This window comes from Massilia niastensis DSM 21313 (genome assembly GCF_000382345.1).
GTDB classification, from domain to species: domain Bacteria; phylum Pseudomonadota; class Gammaproteobacteria; order Burkholderiales; family Burkholderiaceae_D; genus Telluria; species Telluria niastensis.
The window spans coordinates 46,804-64,160 of the sequence record NZ_KB908107.1; the positions used below are offsets into that span (position 1 = coordinate 46,804).

General features: G+C 63.8%; 15 protein-coding genes. 7 read left to right on the forward strand and 8 right to left on the reverse strand.

Annotation, left to right across the window (positions count from 1 at the left end; translation table 11 throughout):
• Positions 1–2: 2 nt before the first annotated feature.
• From H162_RS0118210 to H162_RS0118235, 6 genes are all read right to left on the reverse strand, one after another.
• Complete coding sequence (locus H162_RS0118210; protein ID WP_020654926.1) at positions 3–1,025, reverse strand: branched-chain amino acid ABC transporter permease; 1,023 nt, start codon at positions 1,023–1,025, stop codon at positions 3–5.
• An 8-nt stretch (positions 1,026–1,033) separates the two neighbouring features.
• A complete protein-coding gene (locus H162_RS0118215) occupies positions 1,034–1,777 on the reverse strand; it encodes an ABC transporter ATP-binding protein (RefSeq protein WP_020654927.1) in 744 nt (247 codons plus the stop codon).
• Positions 1,764–2,552, reverse strand: a complete 789-nt coding sequence (locus H162_RS0118220) for an ABC transporter ATP-binding protein (RefSeq protein WP_020654928.1) — start codon at positions 2,550–2,552, stop codon at positions 1,764–1,766. The genes H162_RS0118215 and H162_RS0118220 overlap by 14 nt, the downstream gene beginning before the upstream one ends.
• A gap of 1 nt (position 2,553) precedes the next feature.
• The gene (locus H162_RS0118225) at positions 2,554–3,753 is read right to left on the reverse strand and encodes a substrate-binding domain-containing protein (RefSeq protein ID WP_020654929.1); all 1,200 of its coding nucleotides are present in this window, start codon (positions 3,751–3,753) and stop codon (positions 2,554–2,556) included.
• A 22-nt stretch (positions 3,754–3,775) separates the two neighbouring features.
• Entirely contained in the window at positions 3,776–4,663 is an 888-nt protein-coding gene (locus H162_RS0118230; protein WP_020654930.1) for an alpha/beta fold hydrolase, read from the reverse strand.
• A 139-nt stretch (positions 4,664–4,802) separates the two neighbouring features.
• A complete protein-coding gene (locus H162_RS0118235) occupies positions 4,803–7,079 on the reverse strand; it encodes a TonB-dependent receptor (protein ID WP_229452132.1) in 2,277 nt (758 codons plus the stop codon).
• Between the two features lie 275 nt (positions 7,080–7,354).
• Between H162_RS0118235 and H162_RS0118240 the strand changes: the two genes are divergently transcribed.
• The 5 genes from H162_RS0118240 to H162_RS32755 all read left to right on the forward strand — a co-directional run bounded on the left by H162_RS0118240 (position 7,355) and on the right by H162_RS32755 (position 12,667).
• Entirely contained in the window at positions 7,355–8,305 is a 951-nt protein-coding gene (locus H162_RS0118240) for a LysR family transcriptional regulator (RefSeq protein WP_020654932.1), read from the forward strand.
• A complete protein-coding gene (locus H162_RS0118245) occupies positions 8,302–8,844 on the forward strand; it encodes a GNAT family N-acetyltransferase (RefSeq protein ID WP_020654933.1) in 543 nt (180 codons plus the stop codon). Before H162_RS0118240 ends, H162_RS0118245 begins: the two co-directional genes overlap by 4 nt.
• Positions 8,845–9,078: 234 nt before the next feature.
• Positions 9,079–9,618, forward strand: coding sequence for a glycoside hydrolase family protein (locus H162_RS0118250; protein ID WP_229452134.1), 540 nt, complete (start codon positions 9,079–9,081; stop codon positions 9,616–9,618).
• Positions 9,619–9,631: 13 nt separating this feature from the next.
• A complete protein-coding gene (locus H162_RS34150; RefSeq protein ID WP_156885681.1) occupies positions 9,632–10,105 on the forward strand; it encodes a hypothetical protein in 474 nt (157 codons plus the stop codon).
• Positions 10,106–10,534: 429 nt separating this feature from the next.
• The gene (locus tag H162_RS32755) at positions 10,535–12,667 is read left to right on the forward strand and encodes a DNA recombination protein RmuC (RefSeq protein ID WP_020654935.1); all 2,133 of its coding nucleotides are present in this window, start codon (positions 10,535–10,537) and stop codon (positions 12,665–12,667) included.
• Between the two features lie 347 nt (positions 12,668–13,014).
• On the opposite strand, the gene H162_RS0118260 is transcribed toward H162_RS32755, so the two are convergent.
• Entirely contained in the window at positions 13,015–14,166 is a 1,152-nt protein-coding gene (locus H162_RS0118260; protein ID WP_040787670.1) for a GNAT family N-acetyltransferase, read from the reverse strand.
• 83 nt (positions 14,167–14,249) lie between these two features.
• On the opposite strand from H162_RS0118260, the gene H162_RS0118265 reads away from it, so the two are divergent.
• Both H162_RS0118265 and H162_RS0118270 read left to right on the forward strand, forming a co-directional pair.
• Positions 14,250–16,298, forward strand: a complete 2,049-nt coding sequence (locus H162_RS0118265; protein ID WP_020654937.1) for an NAD(+) synthase — start codon at positions 14,250–14,252, stop codon at positions 16,296–16,298.
• A gap of 27 nt (positions 16,299–16,325) precedes the next feature.
• Positions 16,326–16,664: a P-II family nitrogen regulator gene (locus H162_RS0118270; RefSeq protein WP_026354805.1), complete on the forward strand. Its 339-nt coding sequence runs from the start codon at positions 16,326–16,328 to the stop codon at positions 16,662–16,664.
• Between the two features lie 43 nt (positions 16,665–16,707).
• Here the strand turns inward: H162_RS0118270 and H162_RS0118275 are convergent, their stop codons facing one another.
• Entirely contained in the window at positions 16,708–17,313 is a 606-nt protein-coding gene (locus H162_RS0118275) for a trimeric intracellular cation channel family protein (protein ID WP_020654939.1), read from the reverse strand.
• Positions 17,314–17,357 lie beyond the last annotated feature (44 nt).

The window sequence follows — 17,357 nt, forward strand, 5'->3', positions numbered from 1 at the left end:
GGTCAACCCCGCATTTTCGAATACAGTCCGGCCGGACGCCACAGCAGGATCGCGATCATCAGGACGATGTTCGAGACCAGCGCGACCTTCGGCGCCAGGAAGCCGGTGTAGTTGGCGACCAGCGCCATCAGGAGCGCGCCGATGAAGCAGCCGCCCACCGAACCGAGCCCGCCGATGATGATGACGATGAAGATCATGACGATGATCTCGCCGCCCATCGCGGCCGACAGGGTTTCCTTGTACAGGCCCCACATCATGCCGCCCAGGCCGGCCAGCGCCGAGCCGGCCGCGAACACCGCGACGAACAGGCGGCGGATGCGGTAGCCGAGGCTCTCCACCATCTCGCCGTTCTCCACGCCGGCGCGGATCAGGAGGCCGATCTTGGTGCGGTTCAGGGTCAGGAACATGGCCGCGAACACGACCAGGCCCACGACCACGGCGACCAGGCGGTACTTCTCGATCGCCGCGTCGCCCATCAGGATCGCGCCGCGCAGCGCGGTCGGCAGCGGCAGGGCGATGGTCTCGGCGCCCCAGATCACGTGGATCAGCTGCTCGGCGACGATCATGCCGCCCATGGTGACCAGGATTTGCTTCAGGTGCTGGCCATACACCGGCATGATGATGAGGCGCTCGAAGGCCCAGCCGAGCAGCCCGGTGACGAGCATCGCCACCGTCACGGCCAGGGCCAGCACGCCCAGGTTGATCAGGAGCGAGTCCATCTCGAGCCAGCCGCGCATCGGCAGCAGCACCAGGGTGGCGGCGTAGGCGCCCACGGACACGAAGGCACCATGGCCGAAGTTCAGCACGCTCATCAGGCCGAACACGAGGGTCAGGCCGCTGGCCATGATGAAGATCATCATGCCCATCGCCAGGCCGGCGACGGTCAGGGTGACCCAGGTGGGGAAGCTGCCGACCAGCGGCAGCATGGCCAGCATCAGCGCCGGCACCAGCAGCAGCGGCGCGATGTCGCGCCTGGCCGCCGGCAGCGGGCTATTCGCGCCGGCAAGGGGAAGGGTTGCGCTCATGGTGGTTCCTATTGGTGGGAGTCGAGCGACAGGCCGAGCAGGCGCTGCTGCAGCGCGCCGTCGTCGGCCAGCGCCGCCATCGCGCCGGCGTGCACGACGCGGCCGTCGTCCATCACGCTGACGGTGTCGCCGAGCGAGCGGACGAAGTTGAAGTTCTGCTCGACCAGAAGGATCGTGGTGTCGGTCGCCTTCAGTTCGCGGAAGGCGGCGATCAGGCTCTGGATGATGGCGGGAGCCAGGCCCTTGGTCGGCTCGTCGACCAGCAGCAGCTTGCGCGGTTCGACGATCGCGCGGGCGATCGCCACCATCTGCTTCTGGCCGCCGGACAGGTTGCCGGCCGGGTAGTTCCAGAATTTCTTCAGGGCCGGGAAGAAGCCGCAGATCCAGTCCACGCGCGCCCGGTCGAGCGGGCCGTTGCGCGCCGCCAGGTACAGGTTCTCGCGCACGGTCAGGTCCGAGAACACGGCCATGCTTTCCGGGACATAGGCGATGCCGGCGCGCGCGATGTCGGGCGTGGCCAGCTTCGTGATGTCGCGGCCGTCGAAATGGATGCTGCCGGCGCTGGCCTTCCACAGGCCCATGATGGTACGCAGGGTGGTGGTCTTGCCGGCGCCGTTACGGCCCAGCAGGATAGACAGCCCGCCGCGCGGCACCACCAGGTCCACGCCCTGCAGGATGTGGTACTGGCCGATGTGGGTGTGCACGCCGGACAGCGTGAGCAGCGGTTCGGAAGCCGTTTCAGGCTTGAGCATGTTGGGGTTCGGGTGTTCCAAGATAGGCTTCCTGTACGATCTTCGATTGCATGACCTCGACGGGCTTCCCGTCCGCGACCAGGGTGCCGTTGACCAGCACCACGATGCGGTCGGCCAGCTGGCGCACCACGTCCATCTTGTGCTCGACCAGCAGCACGGTCTTGTTGCGCTCGTCCTTCACCTTCTGGATCAGGTCGAGCACGACCGGCACCTCGTCCACGCTCATGCCGGCGGTCGGCTCGTCGAACATCATGATGTCCGGTTCCAGCGCCAGCAGGATCGCGACCTCCAGCTTGCGCTGGTCGCCGTGCGGCAGGGCGCCGACGCGGGTATCGCGCCGCCCCGCCAGCGCGACGCGCTCGAGGTAATGCTCGGCGCGCGCGACCAGTTCCTTGTGGCTGGACCAGATCGACAGGAAGTTCAGGCCCAGGCCGGCGCGGCTCTGCACCGCCAGGCGCACGTTCTCGATCACGGTCAGGTTCGGGAACAGGTTGGTGAGCTGGAAGGCGCGCCCGATGCCGAGCCGGGTGCGGCGCGCCGCACCGTCTCGGGTCACGTCGGCTCCGCGTACCAGCACGCTGCCCGAGGTCGCCGGCAGCTGGCCCGAGACCAGGTTGAAGTAGGTCGTCTTCCCGGCGCCGTTGGGACCGACGATGACGGTCAGGGTGCCGGGATAAAAGTCGGCCGTCACCGCGTTCACCGCGACATGGCCGCCGAAGCGGATGCTCAGGTCGCGGGTCGACAGGGACGGCTGCTGCTCTGCGGACGTGCCCATGTCAGCGCTTGTTCCGCACCGGCAGCGGCAGCTCGGACGCCGGGATCTCGCGCACCAGTTCCAGGATGTCCCATTCGTTCTTCTGGTCCTTCTTGATGCGGAAGTGGTACATCGGCTGCAGCGCCTGGTGGTCTTCCTTGCGGAAGCTCATGCTGCCCTTCGGGGTCTCGAAGCTCATGCCTTCCATCGCCGCCACCATCTGGTCGCCGTTCGCGTTCGGCGCCTTCGACAGCGCCGCAAAGACCGCGCTGGCGGCCGCCATGCCGCCGGCGGTGAACATGTCGGGCGGGGACTTGAAGCGCTTGGTGTGCTCGGCCACCAGCCAGTCGTTCATCTTGTTCTTCGGGAAGCCGTAGTAGTAATAGATCGCGCCTTCGGTGCCGGCATAGTTCTTCCAGGTCTTCATCACCGGCAGGATGTTCCCGCCCGGCGACAGCAGCACGCCATAGCGCTCCGGCTTCAGGTCGGCCAGCTTGTTCATCGGGTTCGGGCCGGCCCAGACGATCTGCAGCAGGCGCGGTTGCGGCTTGTCCTTGAGGGCGTCGAACAGGCGCTGCGCCGACGCGGTGAAGTCGGTGGTCGTCATCGGCGCATATTCCTCGTGCACCACCTTGGCCTTGCTGCCGGTTGCGCTCAGGGCTTCCTTGCCGGCCTTGATGGCGTCGCGCCCGAACGCGTAGTCCTGGGTCAGGAAACCGACGCTGCCCTGCTTGAGCAGGCTGGCCGCCGCCAGCGCGTCCTGCATCGAGCTGCGCGCGGTGCGGAAGATGTACTTGTTCCACTTGTCGCCGGTGATCGCGTCGGCGACCGCCGGCTCGATGATCAGCACCTTCCTGTACTCCTTCGCCACCGGCAGCATCGCCAGGGCCGAACCGGACGAGGTGGTGCCGACCGCGATGTCGACTTGGTCGTCGCCATAGGCCTCGGCCAGCAGGGTGCGGCCGAGATCCGGCTTGCTCTGGTCGTCCTTGACGATGACCTTCAGCTTGCGGCCGTTGATTTCCATCTTGCCGCCGGTGAGGTATTCCAGGCCCATCATGAAGCCGGTCTCGGTCTCCTTGGCATAGGCTTCCATCACGCCGGTCTTGCCGGCGATCAGGGCGACCTTCAGGTCCTTGCCCTGGGCCAGCACGGTCGGCGCCGCGGTGGCGGCGAAGGCTGCCAGGATCGCGACCGAAAGGGGTTTGATCAGGTGATTCATGCTTGTCTCCTTTTATTCTGTCTTAGGGTACCCTGGCCAGGAACGCGCGGATTGCCTCGAGCGCGGGCGGCTCGGTGAGCATCGGCGCGTGGCCGACGTTCGGCACTTCCGCGTACTGCAGTTCCGGGGCTGCCTTGCGCATCCAGCGCGCCTGTTCGGCTTCGACCAGGTCGGACAGTGCGCCGCGCACCAGCAGGGTAGGGCGGCGCCGCGCCAGGCGGCGGAACGCCATCCTTCCCGCCAGCGAGGACGGAGGCAGTTTACCTGTTCGCAGGCCGTTGGCAATGTTCGGGTCATAGCGCGCGCTTAACAGGCCGTCGTCGCGCTGCTCGAAGGCGCGCCGCGCCCACTTGTCCCATTCCTCGTCCGTGTTGTCGGGGAAGGCGCAGGCATTGATGTCGCGCAGGTAGCAGGCGGCCTCGTTCCATGACGCGAAGGCGGCGGACTTGCCGGCATAGCCGGCGATGCGGTCCAGGCCGCGCGCCGACATCACCGGGCCGATGTCGTTGATGATGGCGGCGGCGATCAGGTCGAGGCGCCGCGCCGCCAGGGTCATCGTGATCAGGCCGCCCATCGAGGTGCCGATGAAGACGGCGCGCGCGATGCCCAGGTCGTTCATCAGCTTGATGATGTCGCCGGCGTACACCATCGGGTTGTAGTTGGCCGGGTTGGGGTCGCGCGCCGAATGGCCGCGGCCGCGCACGTCGACCGCGATCACGCGCCGTCCCAGGCGCGCCAGCTCGGGAGCCAGTTCGTCGAAGTCCGACGAGTTGCGGGTCAGGCCGTGGATGCAGATCACCGGCAGGCGCGCCGGTTCCGGCTTGCCTTGCGTGGCCATCGCCGGATAGTCGCGTGCGTAGAGTGTCAGCCCGTCGCCGCTGGTGTAGCTGAGTGGTGTGAAGGTGGACACGCTGGCTGATCCTGTTGGTAACTGTAATGATGGTCGCTCATGCTACAGGGTGGGCGGCTCGTGATGCGGGCATTCCGCCCGCATCACCCCACGCGTTCAACGGACGTCCCCCCGTCTGCTCGACTCCTGGTTGAAAGCGTCAGAAGCGCAGTTCGAGCGTGCCCGAGATCTGGCGCGGGTTGCCGTAGAAGGCCGTCAGGGTGCCCTCGTTGCCCAGGGTCGGGAACAGGTAGCCCGCGGTCTTGTAGTGCACGTCGTTCAGGTTCTTGCCGTGCAGGCCGGCGCGCACCTTGCCGTCGGCGCGGGTCCAGACGATGCTCGCGTCCCAGATGCGGTACGACTCCTGGTCCAGCAGCGACCTGGTCTCGAACTGGTTGGTGGCGCCCTTGTACGACCAGCTGCCGATCAGCGACACCTTGCCGTTATGGCCCATCAGCGGCAGCGCGATGTCGTAGTTGGCGCGCAGGTTGGCCGAGTTCTTCGGCGTGTTCTGGAACACGCGCTGGCTGGCCACGTTCACGCCCGCCACGATGTATTCCTTGTACCTGGCGTCGATGTAGCTGTACATGCCGGCCAGCATGAAGTTGGACGTGAGGTTGGCGATCGCTTCCAGCTCGACGCCCTTGATCTCGGCCTTGCCCGCGTTGGTGGTCACGCCGGCGAAGCTGTCGTCGCGGCCGTCGCCGTTGGTGTCGATCGCGACCGAGCCCGGGATCTGCACGTCCTGGTAGTCGCTGTAGAACACCGCCGCATTGGTGGTGATGCGGCCGCCGTTGAAGGCCGACTTCAGGCCCAGCTCATAGGTCTCGATGGTTTCCGGCGCATAGCCGGCGCGCGCGGTGGACAGCGGGATGCGGGTGCCGACCACGTTCAGGCGCGGGTCGAAGCCGCCGCCCTTGAAGCCTTCCGAGTACGAGGCGTACACGTTGTGGGCGTCGTTCATCTTCCAGTTGACGGCCACGCGCGGGGTGAATTTCTTGTCCTCGCGCTCGAGCACGCCGCCGCGCAGGTCGGTGTCGGTGCGGAACAGGATCGCGTTCGGATTGCCCATGCCCGGCGTGCCGCCCAGGCCGAGGAAGATCTGGCGGAAGATCTCGGCTTCGCGCTTGTCGACCGTGTAGCGGCCGCCCAGCGAGACGTTCAGGCCGTCGACGATGGTATAGCTGCCGTCGAAGTAGGCGGCCCAGGCCTTGGTGTCGATGTCGCCGCTGGTGAAGGTCGAGGTCGGGACGGCGCCGGCCAGGATGGTGTCGAACTTGTTGAAGGCGTTGGCGTCCATGTAGTACAGGCCGGCCACGCCCTGCAGGCGCTCGCCCGTGTAGGTGAGCTGCAGCTCCTGGCTGAACTGCCGGTTGGTGTACAGCGCCGGCACTTCCATGTCGACCACCGGCAGCGCGTCGAAGTCGATCGGCGCGTACGACTTGTCGCGGCGGGCGGCGGTGATCGACTTGGCGCTCCACTCGTTGTTGACGCGGTACTCGATGGTCGCCGAGCCGCCGTAGGCGCGCACTTCCTGGTCGTGGCCGAGCGCCTTGGTCAGGTTGCCGCGGGTGTCGAACACGTCTTCCAGGATCGGCGCGCCGCTGGTGCGGCCCGGGATCAGGCGGTGCCCGTTCTTCGGATTCGAGTCGTCCTGGGTGAAGTCGCCGGCGAAGCGGACGAACAGGTCCTGGTTCGGCGTGAACTCGGCCGACACGCGCGCCGCGGTGACGTCCTTGTCGTAGTTGCCCTTGCCGGTGAACAGGTTGTCGCCGAAGCCGTCGCGCTTGAAGCGGGCGACGGTGGCGCCGATGCGCGCGCTGTCCGACAGCGGGGTGCTGGCGGTGACCACGGCTTCCTTCTGGCCGTACTCGCCGACCGTGGCGCGCACGCGCAGGTCGCGCTGCGGGCCGAGCTTGCGGGTCACGTACTTGACGGCGCCGCCGATCGTGTTGCGGCCGTACAGGGTGCCCTGCGGGCCGCGCAGCACTTCGATGCGCTCGACGTCGTAGATGTCGGCCACGGCGGCCTGCGGGCGGGCGAGGTAGATGTCGTCGATGTAGATGCCGACGCCGGCCTCGAAGCCGGCCAGCGGGTCGGCCTGGCCGACGCCGCGGATGAAGGCGGTCAGGGTCGAGTTGGTGGCGCGCGAAGCCTTGAGGGTGGTGTTCGGCAGCGCCAGCGCCAGCGCGGTGACGTCCGGGACGGCCTGCTTGGACAGCTGGTCTGCGCTGAAGGCGGTCACCGAGACCGGCACGTCCTGCAGCGATTCCTCGCGGCGGCGCGCGGTGACGACCACCTTCGAGACGTTCTCGTCGGCGTTCGCCGCCGGGGCGCCGGCGCTGGTCTGGGCGTGGGCGATGCCTGCCGTGCTGCCGGACAGGGCGAGCAGGGCGGCTGCGGACTGGTTGAGCAGCTTCAGTTTTTTCCTGGTCATGCGCATTTTGTCTCCTGGTTTTTCGTATTGGCATGCGTGCAAGGCTTCGCATGCCCAGCAGTGTGCCTCGGTTGGGTTTGGTTGAATAGATAACAATTGCCAACCCCTTTGTGCATAAATGCACAGCCTGTGCAGCGCTGCAGTGCGTTGATTGGACGGGGTACATACGTCGTGGCGCGTGGCTTGGCTGCAACAATAGCCGGCCTCGACCAAAGGATTGCAGGGGCAATGTGCACTAGTGCACAATATGTCATCTTGATATCAAACAAGTACCCATGAATACGCTGCCCGAGTGGACCGACCTGCGATTCTTCCTGGAGCTGGCGCGCGCCGGCACCCTGTCCGGCGCCTCGCGCCGCCTGGAGGTCGAACACACGACGGTGGCGCGCCGCATCGACCGGCTCGAAGCCCAGCTGGGCGCGACCCTGTTCGACCGCAGCCGCGAAGGCTACGAACTGACGGAGGTGGGGCAGGCCCTGCTGCCGCACGCCGAGGCGATGGAAGGGGCGGCGCTGGCGGCGGCCGAGCAGATCGGCGGGGCCGAAGTCGCCGCGCACGGCGTGGTGCGGCTCGGGGTGCCCGAGGTGTTCGGGGTGCGCGTGGTGGCGCCGCTGCTGGCCGGGCTGCTGGAAGAGAATCCCGACCTGTCGATCGACCTGCTGGCGCTGCCGCGCTTCGCCAACCTGGCCAACCGCGAGGCCGACCTGGGCGTGATGCTGGATGCGCCGACCACCGGGCGCTATGTCGTCACGCGGCTGGCGTCGTTCCGCTTCTACCTGTACGCCTCGCCGTCCTACCTGGCCAAGCATCCGCCGATCCGCCAGCAGTCGGACCTGGCGCGCCACGACTTCGTCGACTACGTGCAGGACCGGCTGGCCAGCCGCGAGCTGTCCTACCTGAACGAGCTGGGATTCACGCCGAGGCGGCGCATGTGCTGCTCGGGGATGACGGCGCAGATCGAGGCGGCCTCGCTGGGCATGGGGCTGATGATGGCGCCGCCGTACGCGGTGCCGGATGACGGGCGGCTGGTGCCGGTGCTGCCGGGCTTCTTCGCCGAGCGTGCGTTCTGGCTGGCGGCGCCGACCGACCTGTACCGGCTGCGAAGGGTGAAGGTGGTGTGGGATCTGCTGCGCGAGCTGGCCGAGAACAATCCGTCGCTGTGGTGGCATGAGGGCGACGTCGAGCGGGACGCGCACATCGGCGCAAGCCAGTTCGTCGCGTCTTGAGCGGCATCCTGATACGCGACTACGCGGCGCCTGATCGCGACGGCGTCAATGCGGTGGCGCGCGCCGCTTTCCTCCAGTACGAGGGCGAGTACGAGGAGTGGACCACCTTCATCGCCGGCATCGGCAGGATGGCGGAACTGGCGCAGGATGCCGGGCTGGTGGTGGCCGAGCGCGCCGGCAGGATCGTGGGGGCGGTCGCGCACATCGCGCCGGGCCGGCCCAGGAGCGCGATCTTTCCGGAGGAGTGGTCGGTGATCCGGATGCTGGTGGTCGATCCCGCCCACCGTGGGCATGGCATTGGCCGGGGCCTGGTGGCGGCCTGCCTGCAGCGGGCGCAGCGCGCGAATGCGCCGGCGATCGGGCTGCATACCAGCCCGATCATGGCGTCGGCGCTGCGCCTGTATGGCGCGCTGGGATTCGAACGCGATCGCGACCTGCCTCCGATCAGGGGCGTTCCCTACGGGCGCTACGTGCTGCCTGCGGCCCGCATTCCTGCGGCGCTGGAACTGCTTGCTGACCAGTCAGGGCCGTCTGACTGAGCGAACTTGCTCGTCTTCGACATGGCGGCTTGCTTTGCCGTCGACATTCCCTTGCACCTGTTTTGTGATTGCCATACGTTGTTGAACAAGGCAATTTGAGTAGCCATTTTCTTTTCTCTATCTGGTCAACGATTCCTCAAGTCGTGGCAACACAGCCGGGCCTGCTTGGCTCACATCAAAAAATAACTTTGCCGGAGTGATAGATTCGTCGCTTCCATCTCGACGGAGCCCGTAATGGCAACTACGAACAAGATTTCTGTTCCCACTGCAAATCCAAATGTCGGCATGAGGATGAGCCCGGAGGCTCGCGCGGCGATGCGAAATACGGAAAAGGCCATGCTGAGGTACTACAACGACATGGGGAAGAATAAGGGAAATTGCACTTGGGGCATAGGATTCTATGCTCACAAGGGCGTTTGTACGCCGGAGGAACTGGAGCGAAAAGTCACGGCGCCCTCGATGGAGATCGAATATGCCAAGAGGATCGCGGAAGCAGAGCGGCGGATAAAGATAAAAGTCAAAGTAAAGCTTAACCAGGCTCAATTTGATGGACTTGTGAGTTTTACCTATAATACAACCAACGTTACCAATAACCGTATCTATCAAGCTTTAAACGACAACAATTTTCTGGCAGCTGCGCAAAGAATGTCAGAGGCCAATAAAGTGTGGGTGAACGGCAAATGGAAGCTGGCGCCAGGACTCATCAAACGTCGCGAAGAAGAAAGCGCACCGTTCCGGATTGCGACGAACAGGCAATCCAATACGAGCGATTAAACAGGAGAGCCGCATGCCCATTCTGCATTGCACCAATGTGCGCCAGCGTCTCTGCTCAATGTCGGCAGTGGCGATTATCGCATTAGCGACCTGCATGTCATCTCAAGCGGCGCAATCCGGTCATGAGGTCATCGGGGACTGGAAATTCACATCTGTTCTCGAAGGCGTTGAAATTACATCAATCGACGAAAGGCAAGCAAAGCAGCTCCTTGGTCAAGTGATGGCGATAAGAAAAGAAGGAGTGCGATTTGGCGACCAACAATGTGGAGCGCCAAGTTTTGAGAGCAAGCGTGTCGAGCCGAATATGTACGTTCGGCGCGAGGCTCAAATAAGCGCAAGGAAGCTACGTCTTCCCAATCCGGTCACCGTAGTTGATATAGGCTGCACTCAGGTCTTCATCAAGCAGCCAAATCAAGCAGTGATATTCTGGGATGGCTTCTTCTTTGGTGCTGCCAGAATCAAATATCCCGAGAGCGCTCGCCGCTAGTTAGCAGCCCCGAACTGCGTGCCCTGAACGGCTTGCGCTTATTGAGTTCGCCCATTTACTCCACCAGTTGGCGTGCCTGTTCCGCGGACGGCAACAGAATGTGGGTCGAGGACACGCTAGGCCTGCAGGGTGGCTTTCAGCGCTCGGCAAGGGCAACATGCGTCGTGTTGTCGCGCCATCAGGTGCGGAAAAATGGCCGATGTGAACGGGATCTCCGACAGCAATTGAGCCTAGTGCGCCAGCCCACGATGGTGCAGGAGTCGGCCCAATGTCAATCGCCTGTTCAAGCAGATCATTTCCGATATGAGCCGGATGCTCCTTTCACTCGCTTCAAAGCTATAAGAGAAAGTAATATATTTTTATTGTCTAAATTGCAATCTCGGCGGTAGAATGTCTTTCGACAGGACAACGTACTCAGCGGAGAAATGCATGACTGACTTAACTTCCCAAGCAATCCCACTAGTTTCGCTGTTGCTTGGCGCTTTCTTCATGTGGTTATTGATGGCTAGCCGAATCAAATCCAGTTCCATAGCAGCAGCGGCGGCAGCGACAACTGAACTTCAGGTTGAAGTCGCGCAGGCGACCGAAAGAGCGCGTTCTGCGACGAACGAGATGGATTCAGCTAAGGAAGATGCTCGCCAAAATTCACAGCTTCTGGCAACAGTCCGAACCAATCTTGATGAGCTGAAGGATGAGCAGGCGCGTATGGCTGAACGCTTGCTGCGGTTGCCGTTGGTTGAGGCCGAGTTGCGTTCCACGGCGGAACAACTGAAGGCCAGTCTGGAAGAAACCCGGCGTTTGGCAAGTAGCGAAGCGCAAAAGGCGCAGTCGATCGAGTCACTGCAGGAGCGTTGGGAAGCGCTTCGGGTAGCGCACGATTCGCTAGAGCAGCAGTATCGTGATGCGTCCGTCCAACTGCGAGATTCGCTGCAGCGCCGGGCTACGCTAGACGAACAGGTTATTCGTATCCCTGATTTAGAAGCCAAGTTGCACGACGCCTCACGGCAGCTTGCTGAGTCAAACTCGGCCCTCCAAGCGTCGAACGAGCGCCGTGTTGCGCTAGAGGAGCAGGTCACCCGCTTGCCGGTACTGGAGTCGAAGCTGGTGGAAGCAACAAAACAGGTGGGCGACCTCAATATACAGCTTCGAGAATCGGTAGAGCGCCGAGTCGCGTTGGAGGGGCTGGCGGCTCGCTTACCTGACTTGGAGACCCAGCTGAAGGATTCGGCTAAACAGCTTGGCGAAACGAGCGCGCAGCTGACGGACCTTCGGGAATCGAGCGCGCGCGACAACGGAAAACTCAGAGCGGAATTGGCAGCGGAGCGTACGGCCGCCACGCTGGTAGTGGACGAGCTAGGGGTAGCGAAGAATTCGCTTTTGCAAGCCGAGGCGCAAGTGAATGGGCTGACAGACCAGCTCACCCAGCTTCGTACTCAGGCAGAGGCAGCGCAGAAGAATTCGGCTGAAAAGCTCGAACTCCTCCTGCAGGCCAAGGCAGCGCTATCTGACCAATTCAAGACCTTGGCCAACGATATTTTAGAAGAGAAGTCGAAACGCTTCGCAGAGCAGAATCGGGAAGGCATTAGCCTGCTCCTCGAGCCGTTGAAAACAAAATTGACCGAATTCCAAGGCAAGGTCGAAGAGGTTTACGTTAACGAGGGCAAAGATCGCTCTGCGCTTTCGGCACAGGTGCACCGCTTGGTGGAACTCAATCAGTCACTTAGCCAGGATGCGAAGAATCTGACGCTGGCATTGAAAGGCTCCGCCAAGACGCAAGGCAATTGGGGCGAACTCATTCTCGAGCGCGTTCTCGAGGCATCGGGACTGCGCAAGGGACACGAATATCACGTGCAGGATAGTCAGAAGCGGGAGGATGGCTCTCGTGGCCAGGCCGATGTCATCATCGACCTTCCGGAGGAAAGAAAGATTGTGGTCGACGCCAAGGTTTCTTTGGTCGCGTACGAAAGATTTACAACCGCAGACACTGACGAGGCGCGAGCGTCGTCGCTCCGGCAGCACCTGGATTCTGTACGTTCGCATATCAAGTCTCTGTCCGAAAAGCGTTACCACACGATGTACGGGGTGAAGTCGCTTGATTTCGTTCTCGCGTTTGTACCGGTGGAGCCCGCCTTCATGACCGCTGTTACTCATGATGACAGCCTCTTCATGGATGCATGGAATCGCAACGTGCTGCTAGTCAGCCCGTCAACGCTCCTTTTTGTCGTTCGCACGGTGGCTCACCTGTGGCGCCAGGAAGCGCAGAGCAAGAATGCACAAGAGATCGCGAAGAAGGGTGGGGATCTATATGACAAGCTTTGCGGTTTCGTCGAAGATTTAGAGTCAGTTGGCACGCGTCTCGGCCAAGCTCAAAAGGCATACGATGCAGCTCACTCGAAATTGTCGGGCGGCCGCGGCAACGTCATTCGGCAGGCAGAGATGCTGCGCGATTTGGGAGTGAAGCCGACGAAGACATTGTCAGCAACCGCGCTGGCAATGTCGAGCGACGAGGCACAACAGATGGGTAGTAACGTCGTCTCGCTACCCCCAGTTACGGCGCCTTAGTCGGACGTCATTTATACGCCTTTGGACCATGTGCCGCATTGCGTTCATATGTGTCGGCCAGCGCGGTAGGCAGAGGCCCTGACCCACATCCGACAAACTTCTATAACAACGCAGCTTGGGGTGGCACTTGCCGCCGGCATTCGAAGCGAATGTCAGGAGACATCGACCTGTATCAAGCTGCAGTGCATCCGAGGCTCGCACTGCAGCAACCTGCTGCGAGGTAGTGGGCGCTCTGACGTTGTCGCTCCCGTTGCCGCATTTGCTCCTATGACCGCGACTGCCGCCGGTGGCGGGAGCGGCGTGCCGATCCTGCGAGATTGGCTGTGAGGCCAATGCCAGCGCAGATGCTATGACCGTGCCCTGAACGGATTGCGCTCATTGAGCTCGTCCATGTAGTCATCGATCCCACCCGCCTCGCGCTCCAGGAAGCGCTCCACCGCGTCCGAGAACGAGGGGTGATCGAGCCAGTGCGCCGACCACGTCCTGGTCGGCAGGAAGCCGCGCGCCATCTTGTGCTCGCCCTGGGCCCCGCCCTCGAAGGTGGCGATGCCCTGCTCGATGCAGAACTCCAGCGGCTGGTAGTAGGAAGCCTCGAAGTGCAGGCAGGGCACATGTTCCAGCTCGCCCCAGTAGCGTCCATACAGCGTCTCGCCATCATGGATCACCAGCGAAGACGCGACCGGACGACCGCCGCGCTCCGCGATCACCAGCAGGATGTTGTCCGGCATGTCCGCCCCGATCCGCAGGAAGAAGTCCAGGTTCAGGTAGGGCGTCGAATGGTGGGCCTTGTAGGTGTGGCGATAGCAGCGGTTGAACAGCACCCAGTCCGACTCAAGCGCATCGCGCCCGCGCACGCGGCGCAGGGTGACGCCGGCCTGCGCCACCTTGCGGCGCTCGGCGCGGATGTTCTTGCGCTTCTTCTGTTCGAGCGTGGACAGGAATTCCTCGAAGCTGTCGTAGTCCTGGTTCAGCCAGTGGAACTGCACCCCGCTGCGCAGCATGAAGCCGGCGTCCAGCAACTGGCGCGCTTGATCCTCAGGCGGGAACAGGACGTGGGTCGAGGACACGCTGGAGGCCTGCTGGGTCGCCTTCAGCACCTCGATCAGCGCCGCGCGCTCGGCGGGGCCGCGCGCCATCAGGCGCGGGCCGGTGACGGGCGTGAACGGGATCGCCGACAGCAGCTTGGGATAGTACTCCAGCCCATGGCGCTGGTAGGCGTCGGCCCAGGCCCAGTCGAATACGTACTCGCCATACGAATGGCCTTTCACGTACAGGGGCAGGGCGGCGGCCAGTTCTGCGCCGTGGTACAAGACCAGGAATTGCGGCTGCCAGCCGGCTTCGGGCGCGGCGCTGCCGGATTCGTGCAGCGCGTGCAGGAAGGCGTAGGACAGGAAGGGATTCGGCCGGTCCTGGGCCTGCACCAGGGCGTCCCAGCGCTCGCGACCAATCTCGGACAAAGAAGAAACGATATGCGTGCGATAATTCAAAATTACTTCCATTAAGAAGAAGTGAGCAGCCGGCTCCCAGGCGCGGGGTCCTTGCCCCCGGGAAGCCGGCGCTCGTTGCAATGCGAAAGACACCCATGAACAGCCGATTCTTCAATCTCTATTCGCACCATTTCGCCCGCGTGGCCGTGGCCATTCCGCGCTGCCGGATCGCCGACCCGGCCTTCAACGTCGAGCAGACCATCGGCCTGGCGCGCCAGGCCGCGGAGGGGGGCGCCGCCCTGGTGGCCTTCCCCGAGCTCGGCCTGTCGGCCTATACCTGCGACGACCTGTTCCACCAGCGCGCGCTGCTCGACGCCTGCCTCGACGCCCTGGGGGCGGTGACCGAAGCGTCGAAGAGCCTGCCGCTGGCCATGATCGTCGGCCTGCCGCTGCGGGTCAACCACCAGCTCTACAACTGCGCGGCCGTGATCGCGAACGGACGGGTGCTGGGCGTGGTTCCCAAGAGTTTCCTGCCTAATTATGGCGAGTTTTACGAATCCCGGCAGTTCAGCGCCGCGGAGTGCGCCGCGGTCGACCAGATCGACCTGTTCGGCGAGACCGTGCCCTTCGGCCCGAACCTGGTGTTCGAGGTCGCCAACCTGCCGCTGCTGCGCTTCCACGTCGAGATCTGCGAGGACGTCTGGGTGCCGGTGCCGCCATCCTCGTTCGCGGCGATGGCGGGGGCCACGGTGCTGGTCAACCTGTCGGCCTCGAACGTCGTGGTGGGCAAGAGCGGCTACCGCCACCAGCTGGTCAGCCAGCAGTCGGCGCGCTGCCTGGCGGCCTACCTGTACACCTCGGCCGGGCGGGGCGAGTCGACCACCGACATGGCCTGGGATGGCCAGTCCCTGATCTACGAGAAGGGCGACCTGCTGGCCGAGTCCGAACGCTTCAGCGACGAGTCGCACATCATCTTCGCCGACGTCGATCTCGACCGCCTGTCGGCCGAGCGCATGCGTGCGACCACCTTCGCGCAGTCGGTGCGCCGCCACGCGGACGAGGTGTCGAAGTTCCGCGTGGTGAGCTTCCCGCTCGAGCTGCCGCTCGAACGCACCCTGCCGCTCGACCGCAGCGTGGAGCGCTTCCCCTACGTGCCGGCCGACCGCGCGCGCCGCGACGAGCGCTGCACCGAGGTCTACAACATCCAGGTGCAGGCCCTGATCCAGCGCCTGTCCTCGAGCGGCATCGAGAAGGTGGTGATCGGCGTGTCGGGCGGGCTGGATTCGACCCATGCGCTGCTGGTCTGCGCGCGGGCGATGGACCGCCTCGGCCTGCCGCGCACCAACATCCTGGCCTACACGATGCCGGGTTTCGCCACCAGCGAACGCACGCTCAAGCAGGCGCGCGACCTGATGGAAGTCGTCGGCTGCAGCGCCCAGGAAATCGACATCCGCCCGAGCTGCATCCAGATGCTGAAGGACCTCGGCCACCCCTATGTGGAAGGCAAGGCCAAGTACGACATCACCTTCGAGAACGTGCAGGCGGGCGAGCGCACCAACCACCTGTTCCGGCTGGCGAACTTCCAGAATGCGATCGTGATCGGCACCGGCGACCTGTCGGAGCTGGCGCTGGGCTGGTGCACCTATGGCGTGGGCGACCACATGTCGCACTACAACGTGAATGCGAGCGTGCCCAAGACCCTGATTTCCTATCTCGTGCGCTGGGTCGCCGAGACCGGCGCGGTGGTCGCCGGCGGCAAGGAAGTGCTGCTGAATATCCTGGGCACCGAGATCAGCCCCGAGCTGGTGCCCGGCGGCGACAAGGACGGCAAGCCGGCCCAGAGCACGCAGAGCACGATCGGACCCTACGAGCTGCAGGACTTCAACCTGTACTACACGCTGCGCTACGGCTTCAGGCCGAGCAAGGTCGCCTTCCTGGCGTATTCGGCCTGGGCCGACCGCGCGCAGGGCAGGTGGCCCGACATCGAGGGCGAGCGCAACGAGTACGACCTCGGCGCGATCAAGCGCAACCTGTCGATCTTCCTGTTCCGCTTCTTCAAGACCAGCCAGTTCAAGCGTTCCTGCGTGCCGAACGGCCCGAAGGTCGGCAACGGTGGTTCGCTGTCGCCGCGCGGCGACTGGCGCGCGCCGTCCGATTCCGAGGCCACCGTCTGGCTGGACGACCTGGCGAATATTCCGGATTAACCCTGGCTTTTGTAAAGGACCATAAAAATGAAACAAATTACCTGCGTGATCAAGCCCTTCAAGCTCGACGAGGTGCGCGAGGCCCTGGCCGAGGTGAACGTGACCGGCCTGACCGTGACCGAAGTGAAGGGCTTCGGCCGACAGAAGGGACACACGGAACTGTACCGCGGCGCCGAGTATGTGGTGGACTTCCTGCCGAAGGTGAAGATCGAGGTGGTGGTGGACGATTCGATGGCCGAGTCGGTGGTCGATGCGATCATCAAGGCGGCGCGTACCGGCAAGATCGGCGACGGAAAGATCTTCGTGCAGAATGTCGAACAGGTGATTCGTATCCGCACCGGCGAGACCGGAGCGGATGCCGTCTAAGCCTTGATACGCCCGCGACCTGCGGGAAGCCGGATGGCGGCGCTCAGCGCCCCATCCGCATATCGAACCTCCAGCTCAGCAGCCGCAAGCCGCTGATGAACAGCGCGCTCGACCACAGCGCGAAGTCATGGGACACGCCATATTTTCCCATGAGGAGAAACAGCCAGTTGCCGAGAAACGCGCAGATGGCGTAGGGTTTGCCGTCCCGGAAAACCATCGGCACTTCGTTGCAGACGATATCGCGCAGCACGCCCCCGAAGATCCCCGTGATCACCCCCATCATCGAGGCGATGAAGATCGGCATGTCCGCATCCAGCGCCGCCGACACGCCCGCGATCGAGAACAGTCCCAGTCCCACCGCATCCGCGATCACGATCAGCCGCTCCGACACGATCTGGCGCAAGGTGCGGATCAGGGGGGAAGCCACCAGCGCCAGCACGAAGATCAGGATCGCGTACTCCTGGTGCGTGACCCAGAACAGCGGGCGCTTGTCGAGCAGGATGTCGCGCAGCGTGCCGCCGCCGAATGCGGTGATGAAGGCGACGGTGAACACGCCGACCAGGTCCATGCGCTTGCGCCGCGCTTCGATGAAGCCGGAAAACGCGCCGACCAGGATCGCCATGATTTCGATGAACTTGATGAGGGTCATGCAGCAGCGGGAAACAAATGTTGTTGTGAGACTACCATGCCGCT